Here is a 15,146-nt window from a genome sequence, read left to right as displayed (position 1 = left end):
ATTGAGGTCGCTTTTGAAATGTAAATGGATTTAAGCTGGTTTAAATCGAGGGAAGCGAAATGCAATTGCCAATATCGCCACAATTGCCAATATCCAGCAATAGTAAATGTTACCGATCAGCTCTACCGGTGACATTTTCGCAATAGAGCAGGCGAGAAGTAATTGAGCACCGTAGGGAATCACGCCCTGAATCACGCAGGAAAAAATATCCAGCAATGCTGCAGCACGTTTAGGATCTACACCATATTCTTTGGCCACTTCACGTGCCATATCCCCCGATAATATAATCGCAACGGTATTATTGGCGACGAACAGATTGGCGAATACCACCAGAAAACTTATACCCAACTCACCCGCACGTTGTCGTCCAACTTTAAATAAACGGGTAATGCTGTAAATACGTTGAATGAGCCATTGTAGTCCGCCTTCTTTTTGCATAATGGCCGATAAGCCACCCAAGAACATCGAAAGCAGTGCCACCTCAAACATGCCTACAAAACCATCATAGATAGAAGTATTTAACTTCAAGACACCAAAATCCGGGCTGACCATGATGCCAATCAGACCTGAAAGCACCACCCCCAGGGTTAAAACGGCCAGTACATGCAAACGTGAAAAAGCCAGAAAGAACACGGCCACATAAGGCAAAATCAGCCACAAGTCGTAATCTTTGTATTCAATGGCTTGTGAATCATGGCTAACAAATGCATAAATCAGAATAGTGAGTACGGCGGCAGGAACTGCAATCCAGACATTGACTTTGAACTTGTCGCGTAGCTGAACCTTTTGACTGCTGGTGGCTGCAATGGTGGTATCCGAAATCATCGACAGGTTATCACCAAACATGGCACCGCCCACCACTGCGCCAATGGCGTATACGGCTTCAATATTGGTGGCTTGCGAGAAACCAAAGGCAATCGGCGCACACGCGGCAATGGTTCCCATCGAGGTTCCCATCGCGGTGGCAATGAATGCCGAGATAATAAACAGCATGGGCAGCACAAAGGAGGGCGGGATAATCGACAGCCCCAATTGCACCGTTGCATCGACACTGCCGATGCTACTTGTGGCACTGGCAAATGCCCCTGCAAGCATAAACACCATAAACATCAGAATTAAATTGGGATGACTGGCACCTTTTAAAAACTCATCAATGGCGGTATTCAATTTTCCACGGTAAATCAGCACGGCAAGAATGATGGCAGGCAGAGCTGCCACAGGCGCTTTAACCTGATAAAAAGCAAACTCGGTACCAATGATGGAATGATAGATACCACTGCCTAAAAAAATGGCTAAAAACACAATAAGAGGTAGCAATGCCAGCGCGCGAGCGTGCACTTCACCTTGGGATTCGGGAGTCATATAAAATAGAAAAAATGAAAATCGTGCGTAGTATAGTGCAGGTTTTGCTATTTCATAAAACTTTAAATGTAAAAGCTAAGCTAATTATTTTTATCAATTTTTTACTAATAAAAATAAGTTTATCTTAATACTGGTTATTTTTTTAAATAGCAAAATTAGGCATCTTTGATCATTGAGAAAAAATCGTAAATATCAGTAAATGGTGTTCTCGGATTGTTCTGAAAAAATGAGATTGTCAGTCTAATGTAGCGTGAAATGTTTGGACTCTATTCAATGGGTAAAAAATAGCGTTACAATGCGTTGTCTTGTATTTCTACAAAGCCAACTCCTCAGTTTTTAAATAATTCAAGGAAAGCATAGTCTTATGTCACGTTTAGCCACTCGTTTTGGACAGCTTAAATCTCAGCAGCGTAAAGCGCTAGTTTCTTATGTAATGGCTGGTGACCCTCATCCAGAAGTAACAGTTCCATTGTTACATCAAATGGTTGAGGCAGGGGTAGATGTGATTGAACTTGGTCTTCCATTTTCAGACCCTATGGCAGATGGTCCAGTGATTGCCCTTGCAGCAGAACGTGCATTGGCAGGTGGAACCAATACCCTAGATGCTTTGAACATGGTGAAAGAGTTCCGTCAGAAAGACACGGAAACACCAGTGGTTTTGATGGGGTATTTAAACCCGGTCGAAGTGATTGGTTATGAAAAGTTTGTGTCTTATGCCAATGAATGCGGTGTAGATGGTGTACTTTTGGTTGATTTACCACCTGAAGAAGCAAAAGATTTAGATGACGTGTTGAAAAAATTCGACATGGATCAAATTTTCTTGCTTGCGCCAACATCTACGGATGAACGTATTCAGCATGTGGCGAACCAAGCCAGTGGCTTTATCTACTATGTGTCCTTGAAAGGGGTAACCGGTGCGGCAACTTTAGATGTATCTGAAGCGGCAGCCCGTATCCAGAAAATTAAAGCTGTGACTGACGTTCCTGTAGGTGTCGGTTTTGGTATTAGCGATGCTGCCTCTGCAAAAGCCATGGGTGTAGCGGCTGATGCGGTCATTGTGGGCAGTGCTTTTGTCAAACAATTTGCGAACTTAGCGCCAGAACAAGCTGTTTTTGAAACGGTTAATAAAGTCAAGGAGCTTCGAGCCGCGCTCGATGAGTTAGTATGAATCAAGAAGTGAAAATAGGCAAAATTCTAAGCCCAGCGACGCCGTGGACGGAACGTCATGTTCCGGGTATTCACACCCCAGATGAGCAAACAGCACTCAAAGCAACCTTTACAGAGCCAACCATTGAGTGTCCTGAATGTCACGCACTGGTTACTCGTACCGCGATGTCATTTAACGCTTATGTTTGTCCTCAGTGCGACGAACATTTGCGTATGAAAGCACGCGATCGCTTAAACTGGTTCTTCGATCAGGTTCAAAATGAACTGGGTCAGGAATTTGTGGCCAAAGATCCGCTGAAATTTGTAGATAGCAAAGCCTATCCGGCCCGTATGTCTGAAGCGCAAAAGAAAACCGGTGAAACAGAAGCATTGGTTGTGATGCAGGGTTTACTGAAAGATATTCCTTTAATCGCATGTGCATTTGAATTCGACTTTATGGGCGGTTCAATGGGTACTGTAGTCGGTGACCGTTTCGTGCAAGCTGCTGAGCATGCCATTAAAGACAAACAACCTTTAATCTGTTTTGCTGCTTCTGGTGGCGCACGTATGCAGGAAGGCATGTTGTCGCTTATGCAAATGGCACGTACTTCAGCCGCGATTCAACGTATGAAAGATGCAGGTTTACCGTATTTGGTGGTATTAACCCATCCAGTTTACGGTGGCGTAACCGCTTCACTTGCCATGTTAGGTGATGTGCATATTGCTGAACCTAAAGCCATGATCGGTTTTGCGGGTAAACGTGTAATCGAGCAAACCGTACGTGAAAAACTGGAAGAACCGTTCCAACGTGCAGAATATTTGCTTGATCATGGTGTAGTCGATCAAATTGTTCATCGTCACGCATTACGTGATACAGTCTATCGTATTGTCGCGAAACTGATGAACTTGCCTTGAACACAGCACCACTTGCAACAGACTCTTTAAACACATGGCTCGATTATTGGAGCCATGTTCACGTTACGGGGATTGATTTAGGTCTGGAACGCGTCATTCCAGTGGCTGAAAAGCTGGGTGTGACCCGTCCACAGGCAAAAGTTCTGACCGTAGCGGGAACCAATGGTAAAGGTTCAACCACCACCACTTTGGCTGCTGTTTTAAATGCGCAGGGCTATAAAGTCGGATTGTATCAATCACCACATATTTACCGTTTTAATGAGCGGGTGAAATTGTCGGGGATTGAAGTGGATGACCAGACCTTGGTGGATGCATTTGTTGCAGTGGATCAAGCCCGTCGAGCGTGTGATTTAAGCCTTTCTTTCTTTGAAGCCACCACACTTGCCGCTTTTGTTATTTTCAAAGCCAAACAATGTGATGTCTGGGTACTTGAAGTTGGACTGGGCGGTCGCCTCGATGTGGTGAATGTGATTGAGCCGGATGTCGCCGTTATTACCAATATTGGTTTAGATCATACCGACTGGCTGGGCGACACGATTGAAAAAATTGCCTTTGAAAAAGCCGGAATTATTCGTCCGGATATTCCGGTAATTTTTGGTGGTATGCAACAACTTCCTCAAGCCATTCAAAATAAAGTCGATGAATGCAATGCAACATTGTATGTGGCTGATCGTGATTACTTCTATCAATATATGGATGATGGTCAAGCCTGGATGTTTGCATCTTCAGGGACGACTTTAAAATTACCGACAGGTGCTCTGGCACTGGAAAATATTTCCACAGCAGTCGCAGCAATTTTAGTCAGTGGTTTAACCGTGACTCAACAAGCAATCGCTCAAGGCATTCAACAGGCACGTCTGCAAGGTCGCTTTGAAATTCGCCAAATTCAGGGCAAAACCGTGATCTTTGATGCTGGACATAATCCCCATGGCGTAGATTTTTTGTTAAATCAGTTGCGAAAATTTTTAGAATACAATAAACAGTACACAGAAGTGGTCAGTGTTTTTTCCATGTTAGCGGATAAAGATATCAATTCTGTCGCAGACTTGTTGAAAGATACTGTTTTAAAATGGAAAATTGCACCATTAACGGTTCCGCGAGCAGCTCTGCTTGAACAGCTCGATGCAGCGTTACACGGTGAAACAGTACAACACTTCGACAGTGTTCAATTGGCTTTTAAATCAGCGCTAAATGAAACAAAGAATAATCAGCTGATCTTGGTATGTGGTTCATTTCATACCTTAGAAGCGGTATGGGAGTATTTGGAAGAATGTCAATGAATAGCAAACAACGCTGGATGGGTGGCGTTGTTTTATTAGGTGGTGGTGTTTTGTTGACAGCATTGCTCCTGAAAGGCAAAGAAGAAATATATCAAAATGAACTTAAAAACCCCGAGCTTGCAGCTCAAGTCACGCAGAAAAAGCCGGCTCCAGAAAGTGAAATGGTTCAGCTGCAGGCTTTAACAGTCGATGTTGAAACAGAAAAGCGTTTACTGGAAGAGCAACGTCGTGCGCGTGAAAAAGCGGTTGCAGAACAAGAAGCCCGTGCCGCTGAATTTTTAGTGATGCAACAACAGGCTGAAGCCGAGGCTGCACGTAAAGCTGCTGAAGAGTATGCGGCATTAAATGCCCATCGTACCGGTGCACAGCAAAGCTCGGATAATATTCCTCCTGAACTGGTGGAAGATGAAAAGGTTAAACAAAAGCGTTTAGCTGAAGAAAAGCTGCTTGCGCAAAAAAAGTTGGATCAGCAGAAAGCTCAACAACAGCGAACTGATGCTGATAAAAAAATAGTTGAAGATAAACGTAAAGCCGAAGCTGATAAAAAATTAGCGGATATGAAAGCGGCTGAAAAGAAAGCAGCAGAGAAAAAAGCAGCTGATGAAAAATCCAAACATGAGGCTGAAGTAAAACGTAAGGCAGCTGAAAAGCAAGCAGCAGAGAAGAAAGCCGAGGCTGACAAGAAAGCTCAAGCAGAAAAGAAAAAAGCAGAAGAAAAACGTGAGGCAGATGCCAAGAAAAAGGCAGAGGCTGAAAAAGCACGTGATCTGTTGGAAAATGGCGACAAACAATGGATGGTACAAGTGGCCTTGGCAGCAAATGAAGCCAACGCAGATGCTGTTGCTTCCAAGTTGCGTGCTAAAGGCTATAAAGTCACCAAAAGTCCAACATCGAAAGGTGTTCGAATTATGGTCGGGCCATCTAAAAATCGTGATGCAGCAGATGCGGCACGTAAGAAAATCAACACTGATGCAAGCCTGAACATGAAATCGGCTTGGGTGATTGAATGGGTACCACTCGATAAGCGCTAAATTGAGCGGAAGCCAAAACTAAAATGGATTCGACAGTTGCTGTTGAATCCATTTTATATTTTCGGGGCTAAATATTTTTTCAATATGAATCCAGACCGGATGAAATCCATAGCCGCCATGTTTCATTTCATCCAGTGCATCTTCAATTTTCCAGTGCTCAAAAATAATTCGGTACATGGCAATGCTTGCACCGGTTCGGTCTGAACCGTGATAACAATGAATCAGTATCTTTTGATTAAGTGCTTTGGCTTGCTGAATCTGTTGCATCACGTGCAATAAATCTTCACGCGACATTGCCCAAGTGTGAATGGGGATATGAACCAATTTAAAATCTGTGGATGGCAGGACAGCCAGATCCTTATTTCGTGACCTTAGATTAATCACCACATTAATATCATGTGCTTTTAATTGTGGAATCAGTTCAGCCGTAGGCTGCTCACTACGAAATACATACTCACTAATTTGATAAAAATTATCTCTTTGATTAAGTACTGTTCCCCAGTGTTGAGGACGCTGTTCCGATGAAAGTGTGGGTGATGTGATACATCCCACCAAACTTGAGCTACTCAATAAAAGGGCAAGAACTGTTCTTTTAATCATGCTTGATAACGTTCCAGTTCGGTTGGATCATGCGCACAGATGATTTCAATATTTTTTTCCGTTTGTGCGAGCTGTTGAATTTTGTGCAAGTTGTCTACACGCATTGAATTATTTTCGGCAAAGAAGCGTTCCAGTTTATCCAAAGTTCGGAGTTTGTTTTTAGGGTCAAGCTGCAGATGTGAATAGTAAGCATCGCCACAGAAGAATATCCAACCTTCTTTTTTTTTGATGGCAATCCCGCAATGCCCCTTGCTATGACCTAATAAGGGAATCATTAAAATTTCATCTTGAAATAAGCGGAAGCCTTGTACTTGATGGAGGTTAAACCAAGCTTCACCTTGCTCGGGTTCGATGAAATTCCAGTAACGATGTTGCTTGAATTGTTGGGTTTTATAGCGTGCTTTATTTTTCAGTGAGAAAAAACTTTGCGTTGCATTATATTCACTGGAGAGCACATGTACGGTGGCATGTGGAAAATCTGAAATACCACCAGCATGATCAAAATCCAGATGTGAAACCAGGATATGCCTGACATCTTGCGGGTTAAAGCCTAGGCGCTGGATTTGTGCAATGGCGGTCAGTTCTAAATTGTTTTCTATCCGACCCAGTCGTGAAACCAGGTTACCTAAGCGAGCTTTGGTGTGTAGATAATCCTGTATGCCTAAACCGGTATCTACCAGTACCAAGCCTTGATCGGTTTCAAGTAGTAGGCAATGACAAACCACTTTGGCATGCAAGCCTTTTTGCCCAAACAGAGGGCCGCAAACAGGACACATGGTGCCGCAGTGCAAATGATGGATATTATAAATCACAATATTTATTCTTAAGATGATTAGGCGTATTTATAAACTGCCTGTGAAATAAACACCAACTTGATTTTGTAATTCAATTGTTTACCAGAATAAAAAAGCCTGTCATCAGACAGGCTTTCAGCAAATCAGGATTTGGCTCGTCATTTTAGTCCTGATTTTCAGCATTGTTGTTCATGTTGTGTGCGGAGCGAGCATCACTCGCTTATTTCCTGACACTTGAAACATAGCTTCTTATCTTGTGTTCAGAGCAAATGTTGTTTGCTTATTTTAAACTACGCGCTTTGCTTGTCTTGCGCTGCAACTAAAGCAGTGCTTTAGTTTTAACTCGAAGTATAGCTTCTCGTCTTGCGTTCGGGCAAGGCATGCCTTGCTGATCCTCACTCAGGCTGTGGCGTTAAGCGTAAATAAGGTTTTACTGCAGTATAACCTTTAGGGAAACGTTTTTTGATTTCGTCCTCATCTTGAAGAGAAGGCACGATCACCACGTCTTCACCCTGTTGCCAGTTGGCAGGCGTAGCAACTTTATGCTTGTCCGTCAATTGTAGCGAATCGACGACACGTAAAATTTCATGAAAATTACGTCCTGTTGAAGCCGGGTAGGTAATAATCAAGCGAACTTTTTTGTTTGGATCAATAATCACCAAAGAACGAACAGTCAGGGTTTCACTGGCATTGGGGTGAATAAAGTCATAAAGAGTAGAAACTTTACGATCCTGATCGGCAATGATCGGGAAATTGACCGTAGTATGTTGTGTTTCATTAATGTCGTTAATCCAGCCATGATGCGATTCGACATCATCGACCGACAGGGCAATGGCTTTAACCCCGCGCTTATCAAATTCATCTTTCAGCTTTGCGGTATAGCCAAGTTCAGTCGTGCATACCGGAGTGTAATCAGCAGGATGGGAAAATAAAATCCCCCAGCTGTCACCTAGATAATCGTAGAAATTAATTTTGCCTTCACTTGAGTCCTGCTCAAAATTCGGTGCAGTATCGCCTAAACGTAATGTCATTTTTATAGCCTCATATGCTTTGTTATGTATGTTGATGCGATCTAATATGACGCATTTTTTTTTGCAAGGAAAATAGCGTTTTTGTATTTCTTTATGAATAAATAGAATATACGGTTCTGGTTTGATTTGTAAAATCTGTATAAATCACGGATTTTATGACTATATTGGCTGTTTAAAATTTGTTACATTGTTTTCCCTTAGCTGTCACGTGCTAGAACGAGTGATCAGAATTTTTTTATTGGTTTTGTGCAAAAGCCTTGTACTTCAAATTTCTAGCACCATAATAACGACTGAGAAAAAATTTATTCATTCGACAAGCAAGATTTAGAGAGTCTATTCATGTTGGCAAGTCTGATCGGAGGCATCTTCGGTACCAAAAATGAGCGCGAACTCAAACGCATGCGTAAAATCGTAGATAAGATTAATGCGCTCGAGCCGACGATATCTGCACTAAGCGATGCAGACTTATCTGCAAAAACTGAAGAATTCAAACAACGATATAACAAGGGCGACAGCCTGGATAAATTATTGCCTGAAGCATTTGCGGTTTGTCGTGAAGCGGCAAAACGAATCATGGGGATGCGTCATTACGATGTACAGCTGATTGGTGGTATTACGCTTCACGAAGGTAAAATTGCAGAAATGCGTACTGGTGAAGGTAAAACCCTGATGGGTACTTTGGCTTGTTATTTAAATGCGATTAGTGGTCAAGGTGTGCATGTCATCACCGTGAATGACTATTTGGCACAACGTGATGCTGAACTCAACCGTCCATTATTTGAATTCTTGGGTTTAAGCATTGGCATTATTTACTCAATGCAAAATCCGACTGAAAAAGCAGAAGCCTATCGTGCCGATATTACTTACGGTACCAATAACGAATTCGGTTTTGACTATCTTCGTGACAACATGGTGTTCTCGCTGGCTGAGAAAAAACAGCGTGGCTTGACTTATGCCATTATCGATGAGGTCGATTCGATCTTAATTGATGAAGCGCGTACACCATTGATTATTTCGGGTCAAAGCGATGACTCTTCACAATTGTATGCTGCAATCAATAGCATTCCACCAAAACTGACTCCGCAAAAAGAAGAAAAAGTAGCCGATGGTGGTCACTTCTGGATTGATGAAAAACAACGCTCTGTCGAAATGACCGAAGTCGGTTATGAAATGGTTGAACAAGAACTGATAGACATGGGGTTATTGGCTGAAGGCGAGAGCTTGTATTCATCGGCTAACTTGAACCTGGTTCATCATGTTACGGCTGCCATTCGTGCGCATTATCTTTATCAACGTAATGTTCAGTACATCATTCATGATGGCGAAGTGATTATTGTTGATGAAAATACCGGTCGTACCATGCCGGGTCGCCGTTGGTCAGAAGGTTTGCACCAAGCAGTTGAAGCAAAAGAAGGTCTGGAAATCCAACCTGAAAACCAAACCCTTGCAACAACCACTTTCCAGAACTATTTCCGTTTATACAAAAAGCTTTCAGGTATGACAGGTACTGCCGATACTGAAGCGGCGGAAATGAAAGAAATTTATGGTCTGGATGTGGTGCTTATTCCAACCCATCGTCCCATGATTCGTAATGACCAAAACGATTTAATCTATTTAAATCGTAATGGTAAATACAACGCAATTATTCAGGAAATTCAAAATATTCATGAAGCAGGTGTTGCACCGATTCTTATTGGTACAGCAACCATTGAAGCTTCAGAAATTCTTTCGGATAAACTGAAAGAAGCCGGTATTGCCCATGAAGTCTTGAATGCAAAACAACATGAGCGCGAAGCTGACATTATTGCGCAAGCAGGTTCACCGAATGCGGTGACCATTGCCACCAATATGGCCGGTCGTGGTACCGATATTTTGCTCGGTGGTAACTGGAAAGCCAAGCTTGCCAAAATTGAAAACTATACCGCTGAAGATGAAGCACGCTTAAAAGCCGAATGGGAACAAAACCATGAAATGGTATTGGCTTCTGGCGGCTTACATATTATTGGTTCAGAACGTCACGAATCGCGTCGTATCGATAACCAGTTACGTGGCCGTGCCGGTCGTCAAGGTGACCCGGGTGTTTCACGTTTCTACTTGTCGCTTGAAGATGACTTGATGCGTATTTTCGCGGGTGATCGTGTTGTAGCCATGATGCGTGCAATGGGCTTGCAAGAAGATGAAGCCATTGAGCACAAAATGGTGTCACGTTCCATCGAAAATGCACAACGTAAAGTTGAAGCACGTAACTTTGACATTCGTAAGAACCTGTTGAAATACGATGATGTGAATAATGAACAACGTAAGATCATTTATTCGCAACGTGATGAAGTGCTTGCTGAAAGTACTTTACAAGATTACATCGAAGAAATGCATCATGAAGTAATTAAAGGTGTGATTGCAAATTATATTCCACCTGAATCGATTCATGATCAATGGGATATTGAGGGTCTAGAACGTGCATTACGTGATGATCTGGGCATCGATTTACCGGTGAATCAATGGTTGGAACAAGACCGTCGTTTAGATGAAGAAGCTTTGGTGGAACGTATTTCTGATGAAATCGTGAACCGCTATCGTGATCGTCGTGCGCAAATGGGTGATGAATCTGCAGCAATGCTGGAACGTCACTTCATGTTGAGCGCTTTGGACCGTCATTGGAAAGAACATTTGGCGGCTATGGATTACTTGCGTCAAGGCATTCACTTGCGTGGTTATGCACAAAAGAATCCAGAGCAAGAGTATAAGAAAGAAGCATTTAACTTATTCGTCAATATGCTTGCGGTGATTAAGTCGGATGTGATTACTGACCTTTCACGTGTGCATGTGCCTACAGCTGAAGAATTAGCTGAAATGGAAGCACAGAAACAAGCGCAAGCTGAAGCGATGCATTTAAATCTTTCTCATGCTGAAGTGGATGGTTTAACCGCTGATGTGACTGCAGATCTAGATGCACAATATACTCCAGTGGATGAACAAATCATTATTCCACCTGCAAACCGTAATGCGCCTTGTCCATGTGGTTCAGGTCTAAAATACAAACAATGTCACGGTAAAATTTAATTTTACCCAGACTGCAAAGCCACTTTAAATATTCCTCTTGTTCATTGAGAGGTGTTATCTAAAGTGGCTTTTTTAATTCCATCTAAATATATTATTTAGTTTTTCAAGATGTGAATACGTTTGCAGAGAACCCAATTAAGTGGTATTTAGTTGCATATCGAACACTGATGAAAAGCGGAAAGACAATGAAAAAAGTATTACAACTATTGATGATTGCAGCTTTAGCTATTCCTACTTTGACTTTTGCAAATCAAACAACAACCGTAGACAAAGTACAAGCTGCGCGTGGTGCAACCACAGCTCCAGCAGTTGCTCAAGACGGTAACATTACAGTCGCAAGCCCACGCACTGGTATTCGTTATACTTTTGCTAATCCGAATCAACGCCCGGTGGTATTGAAAACTACAGCGGTGACTGCAGCCAATGCAGCTAATGTGAATCGTATCGTGGCTTCAAATCCTGCTTTATCTACAGCGAGTCAAGAAAAAGCCAAACAGGCATTATTGTCAGAAGCTTCCCAATTAGCGTCAAACTAACGCTATGTTGTTTTTTTAAACCAGTCTGCAGACTGGTTTTTTTGTGCCTGGAAACATCCATCCAATAAAAAATAAATCAAACCAAGTGTTCTGCTCGATTTTTTAGTCAATTTCTACTAAGCTGTCTTTTTATCACGAACTTATTTGGAAGTTTAAAAATGGCGGTGGGCGACGTAACAATGCCACAGATGCATGTGGTTAAAGGTGTAAAAATTGGTTCAGCTGAAGCCTATGTGCGCTATCAGAACCGACGTGACCTGGTCATTTTTGAATTTGCTGAAGGCTCAAATGCTGCTGGTGTATTTACTCAAAATGCATTTTGTGCGGCACCTGTGCATGTCTGTAAAGCGCATCTTCAAGTCAGTAATCCACGCTATTTAGTGATTAATACCGGCAATGCCAATGCAGGTACCGGAAAAATCGGAATGGCAAATGCACAAGCGACTTGCGCGAAACTGGCTGAACTTGCTGGTGTGTCAGATAACGAAATTTTACCCTTTTCAACCGGGGTGATTGGTGAGCAATTACCGATTGAACGCTTGATGGCGGGTTTGCAACCTGCACTTGATTCATTACGCGATGATGCCTGGTTAGATGCAGCGACGGGCATTATGACCACAGATACGTTACCTAAAGGCGCATCTGAACAATTTGAGTTAGATGGTGTGACTTACACCATGACTGGTATTTCAAAAGGCGCAGGCATGATTCGTCCGAATATGGCGACTATGCTCAGCTATGTTGCAACAGATGCTCCGATCAGCCGTGAATTGGTACAGCAATTATTAAAAACAACGGTAAATGTTTCATTCAACCGTATTACGGTAGATGGCGATACTTCAACCAATGACTCATGTATTTTTGTGGCGACCGGTCAGGCCGGTGGTGCAGAAATTACATCGACTGATGATGCACGTTATGCTGCGGTTTTAGAGGTTTTAACCCGCGTGATGAAACGTCTAGCACAACTGATTGTGCGTGATGGCGAGGGTGCTACCAAATTCATTACTGTTACTGTTGAAGGAGGTGCAGATACCCAAGAATGTTGCGATATTGCTTATAGTATTGCCCATTCACCACTGGTTAAAACTGCATTTTTTGCATCCGATCCAAACTGGGGGCGTATCCTTGCAGCGATTGGTTATGCAGGTGTTAAAAATTTAGACGTTGAAAAAATCCAGGTTTGGTTAGATGATGTACAGATCTGCAAAGATGGTGGTGCGGCAGCGGACTATACGGAGGAAGCTGGCGCGCGCGTGATGTCTCAAGCTGAAATGACGATTCGTGTTGATTTAGGACGAGGTCAGGCAAAAGACACGGTCTATACCTGTGATCTGTCTTATGACTATGTCAAGATCAATGCAGATTACCGTTCTTAAGTTTAGTTGAATGAAAAAAGCCTCCGTAGTGAGGCTTTTTTATAATGTAAAGTTTTTAATGACTGGTCAAAAAAGCAAGATGCCATTCTGATCAGTAAATTGAGTGTGCTGCTTGTAGTCTAACAAGCACCAAGGATAGAGAAGACGTTTATGAACGATGCGACCAATTTAATTGCCAATGAGGCTAAATCGATTGTGCAGGCGCATTTAGATCGTTTAGGTGAGCCTAAAGATATTCATTTGAGTGATGAGGTTAAACAGGAAAAGTTTGCGCAAATTCTGGCAGAACTCAAAAAACGCGACGCTGTCCTTGTCGCTCATTACTATTGCGATCCCGAAGTTCAAGAGATAGCGGAGCTGTCTGGTGGTTGTGTTTCAGATTCGTTAGAAATGGCTCGTTTTGGCCGTGACCATCCAGCTTCAACCTTGGTGGTGGCGGGTGTGAAATTCATGGGAGAAACAGCGAAAATTCTTTCTCCTGAAAAAACAGTGTTGATGCCAACCTTAGAAGCGACTTGTTCTTTGGATTTGGGTTGTCCTGTTGATGAGTTTACTGCGTTCTGTGATGCACATCCTGGTCATACCGTTGTGGTGTATGCCAATACTTCTGCGGCAGTCAAAGCCAGAGCTGATTGGGTGGTAACATCGAGTTGTGCAGTTGAAATTATTGAACATCTAGATAGTTTGGGTGAAAAGATTATTTGGGCACCAGATCAGCATCTTGGTCGTTACATCCAAAAGAAAACTGGTGCTGACATGTTGCTTTGGGATGGTGCCTGTATTGTGCATGAAGAATTTCGTGCACGTGGTATTGCCAACATGAAAGCACTCTATCCAGATGCGGCTGTTTTGGTACATCCAGAGTCACCCGAATCGGTGGTAGACATTGCAGATGCAGTAGGAAGTACCTCGCAACTGATTAAAGCAGCACAAACACTGCCAAATGAACGTTTGATTGTGGCAACCGACCGTGGCATTTTCTATAAAATGCAACAAGCCGTGCCAAACAAGATTTTGATTGAAGCACCAACAGCAGGTGAGGGGGCAACTTGTCGCTCTTGTGCACATTGTCCTTGGATGGCAATGAATGAATTGGATGGAATTTTAGCGGTTTTGCAAAAGGGTGATCAAGAAATATACGTCGATCCAGCCCTTGCGGAACGGGCTAAATTACCTCTTGATCGCATGTTGAACTTCAGTGCCAATTTAAAACGCTAATAATTGTATATAAATTAGCTAAAATGCTTGATAAATATACATTTGAAGCGTTTTTTTAATTTTTTTTGAATATAGGTGTTGACGTTATTCGACGTCACGCCTAGAATGCACACCGTACCGCACGAACTGCAGTATGAAGCTAAGATGAATCGGAGCATGGCGCAGCTTGGTAGCGCACCTGGTTTGGGACCAGGGGGTCGTAGGTTCGAATCCTACTGCTCCGACCAATTCTTCAAGGCAAAGGTTTCATGGTATTTGATATCATAGGTCATGCGCCTGTAGCTCAGTAGGATAGAGCATCCGCCTTCTAAGCGGATGGTCACAGGTTCGAATCCTGTCAGGCGCACCATTTATGGTTGCTTGATATTTAGAATCTGAAAATGTTGTAACGGTGGATGTAGCTCAGTTGGTAGAGCCCCGGATTGTGATTCCGGTTGTCGTGGGTTCGAGCCCCATCATTCACCCCAATTCGGAGCATGGCGCAGCTTGGTAGCGCACCTGGTTTGGGACCAGGGGGTCGTAGGTTCGAATCCTACTGCTCCGACCATCTTTCTAAAAGATGATATAAATAATCCGCTTAAATGCGGTTTTTTTATGTCTAAAATTTAATAATAACATTCAACATTCAACATTCAACATTCAACATTCAACATTCAACATTCAACATTCAACATTAGACCTCTTGCGAAAGTAAAAACCACCTCAATCTAAGTTTCATGAGATATCAGAACTTAAACCGTTTTTCAGATTCTGAATTTAAACGCTTGGTTGGCGTACCTCGACCAGTTTTTACC

Annotated in this window: 12 protein-coding genes and 4 tRNA genes; 12 read left to right on the top strand and 4 right to left on the bottom strand. The window is 42.7% G+C overall.

Annotation, left to right across the window (positions count from 1 at the left end; translation table 11 throughout):
• Window positions 1-30: 30 nt before the first annotated feature.
• On the bottom strand, window positions 31-1,362 hold the full coding sequence (locus HLH16_RS10330; RefSeq protein WP_171529253.1) for a Na+/H+ antiporter NhaC family protein: 1,332 nt from the start codon (window positions 1,360-1,362) through the stop codon (window positions 31-33).
• Window positions 1,363-1,726: 364 nt separating this feature from the next.
• On the opposite strand from HLH16_RS10330, the gene trpA reads away from it, so the two are divergent.
• The 4 genes from trpA to HLH16_RS10310 are packed head-to-tail and all read left to right on the top strand — an operon-like array spanning window position 1,727 to window position 5,734.
• The gene (gene trpA / locus HLH16_RS10325) at window positions 1,727-2,530 is read left to right on the top strand and encodes a tryptophan synthase subunit alpha (RefSeq protein WP_171529252.1); all 804 of its coding nucleotides are present in this window, start codon (window positions 1,727-1,729) and stop codon (window positions 2,528-2,530) included.
• The gene (gene accD / locus HLH16_RS10320) at window positions 2,527-3,423 is read left to right on the top strand and encodes an acetyl-CoA carboxylase, carboxyltransferase subunit beta (protein WP_171529251.1); all 897 of its coding nucleotides are present in this window, start codon (window positions 2,527-2,529) and stop codon (window positions 3,421-3,423) included. The genes trpA and accD overlap by 4 nt, the downstream gene beginning before the upstream one ends.
• A complete protein-coding gene (gene folC, locus HLH16_RS10315) occupies window positions 3,420-4,703 on the top strand; it encodes a bifunctional tetrahydrofolate synthase/dihydrofolate synthase (RefSeq protein WP_171529250.1) in 1,284 nt (427 codons plus the stop codon). The genes accD and folC overlap by 4 nt, the downstream gene beginning before the upstream one ends.
• Window positions 4,694-5,734: an SPOR domain-containing protein gene (locus tag HLH16_RS10310; protein WP_171529249.1), complete on the top strand. Its 1,041-nt coding sequence runs from the start codon at window positions 4,694-4,696 to the stop codon at window positions 5,732-5,734. The genes folC and HLH16_RS10310 overlap by 10 nt, the downstream gene beginning before the upstream one ends.
• 18 nt (window positions 5,735-5,752) lie before the next feature.
• Here the strand turns inward: HLH16_RS10310 and HLH16_RS10305 are convergent, their stop codons facing one another.
• The 3 genes from HLH16_RS10305 to HLH16_RS10295 all read right to left on the bottom strand — a co-directional run bounded on the left by HLH16_RS10305 (window position 5,753) and on the right by HLH16_RS10295 (window position 8,159).
• Window positions 5,753-6,331, bottom strand: coding sequence for a dual specificity protein phosphatase family protein (locus tag HLH16_RS10305; protein WP_171529290.1), 579 nt, complete (start codon window positions 6,329-6,331; stop codon window positions 5,753-5,755).
• Complete coding sequence (locus HLH16_RS10300) at window positions 6,331-7,146, bottom strand: MBL fold metallo-hydrolase (RefSeq protein WP_171529248.1); 816 nt, start codon at window positions 7,144-7,146, stop codon at window positions 6,331-6,333. Before HLH16_RS10300 ends, HLH16_RS10305 begins: the two co-directional genes overlap by 1 nt.
• 377 nt (window positions 7,147-7,523) lie before the next feature.
• Window positions 7,524-8,159, bottom strand: coding sequence for a peroxiredoxin (locus HLH16_RS10295; protein WP_171529247.1), 636 nt, complete (start codon window positions 8,157-8,159; stop codon window positions 7,524-7,526).
• A 339-nt stretch (window positions 8,160-8,498) separates the two neighbouring features.
• Here HLH16_RS10295 and secA point away from each other — a divergent pair, with 339 nt between their 5' ends.
• From secA to HLH16_RS10255, 8 genes are all read left to right on the top strand, one after another.
• Window positions 8,499-11,219, top strand: a complete 2,721-nt coding sequence (gene secA, locus HLH16_RS10290; protein WP_171529246.1) for a preprotein translocase subunit SecA — start codon at window positions 8,499-8,501, stop codon at window positions 11,217-11,219.
• 185 nt (window positions 11,220-11,404) lie between these two features.
• Window positions 11,405-11,755, top strand: coding sequence for a hypothetical protein (locus HLH16_RS10285; protein WP_171529245.1), 351 nt, complete (start codon window positions 11,405-11,407; stop codon window positions 11,753-11,755).
• Window positions 11,756-11,913: 158 nt separating this feature from the next.
• The gene (argJ, locus tag HLH16_RS10280) at window positions 11,914-13,134 is read left to right on the top strand and encodes a bifunctional glutamate N-acetyltransferase/amino-acid acetyltransferase ArgJ (protein WP_171529244.1); all 1,221 of its coding nucleotides are present in this window, start codon (window positions 11,914-11,916) and stop codon (window positions 13,132-13,134) included.
• A gap of 150 nt (window positions 13,135-13,284) precedes the next feature.
• Window positions 13,285-14,352 carry a quinolinate synthase NadA gene (gene nadA, locus HLH16_RS10275; protein WP_171529243.1) on the top strand — a complete coding sequence of 356 codons (1,068 nt, stop codon included), beginning with the start codon at window positions 13,285-13,287 and terminating at the stop codon, window positions 14,350-14,352.
• 150 nt (window positions 14,353-14,502) lie between these two features.
• A tRNA-Pro gene (locus HLH16_RS10270) sits at window positions 14,503-14,579 on the top strand.
• Window positions 14,580-14,624: 45 nt separating this feature from the next.
• A tRNA-Arg gene (locus tag HLH16_RS10265) sits at window positions 14,625-14,701 on the top strand.
• A gap of 42 nt (window positions 14,702-14,743) precedes the next feature.
• Window positions 14,744-14,819 (top strand) — tRNA-His (locus HLH16_RS10260).
• 3 nt (window positions 14,820-14,822) lie between these two features.
• A tRNA-Pro gene (locus tag HLH16_RS10255) sits at window positions 14,823-14,899 on the top strand.
• The last annotated feature ends 247 nt before the right edge of the window (window positions 14,900-15,146 follow it).

The organism is Acinetobacter sp. ANC 5378, assembly GCF_013004315.1.
Classification (GTDB): domain Bacteria; phylum Pseudomonadota; class Gammaproteobacteria; order Pseudomonadales; family Moraxellaceae; genus Acinetobacter.
The sequence above is the reverse complement of the archived record's forward strand: the minus strand, read 5'-3'. Positions and strand labels throughout refer to the sequence as shown.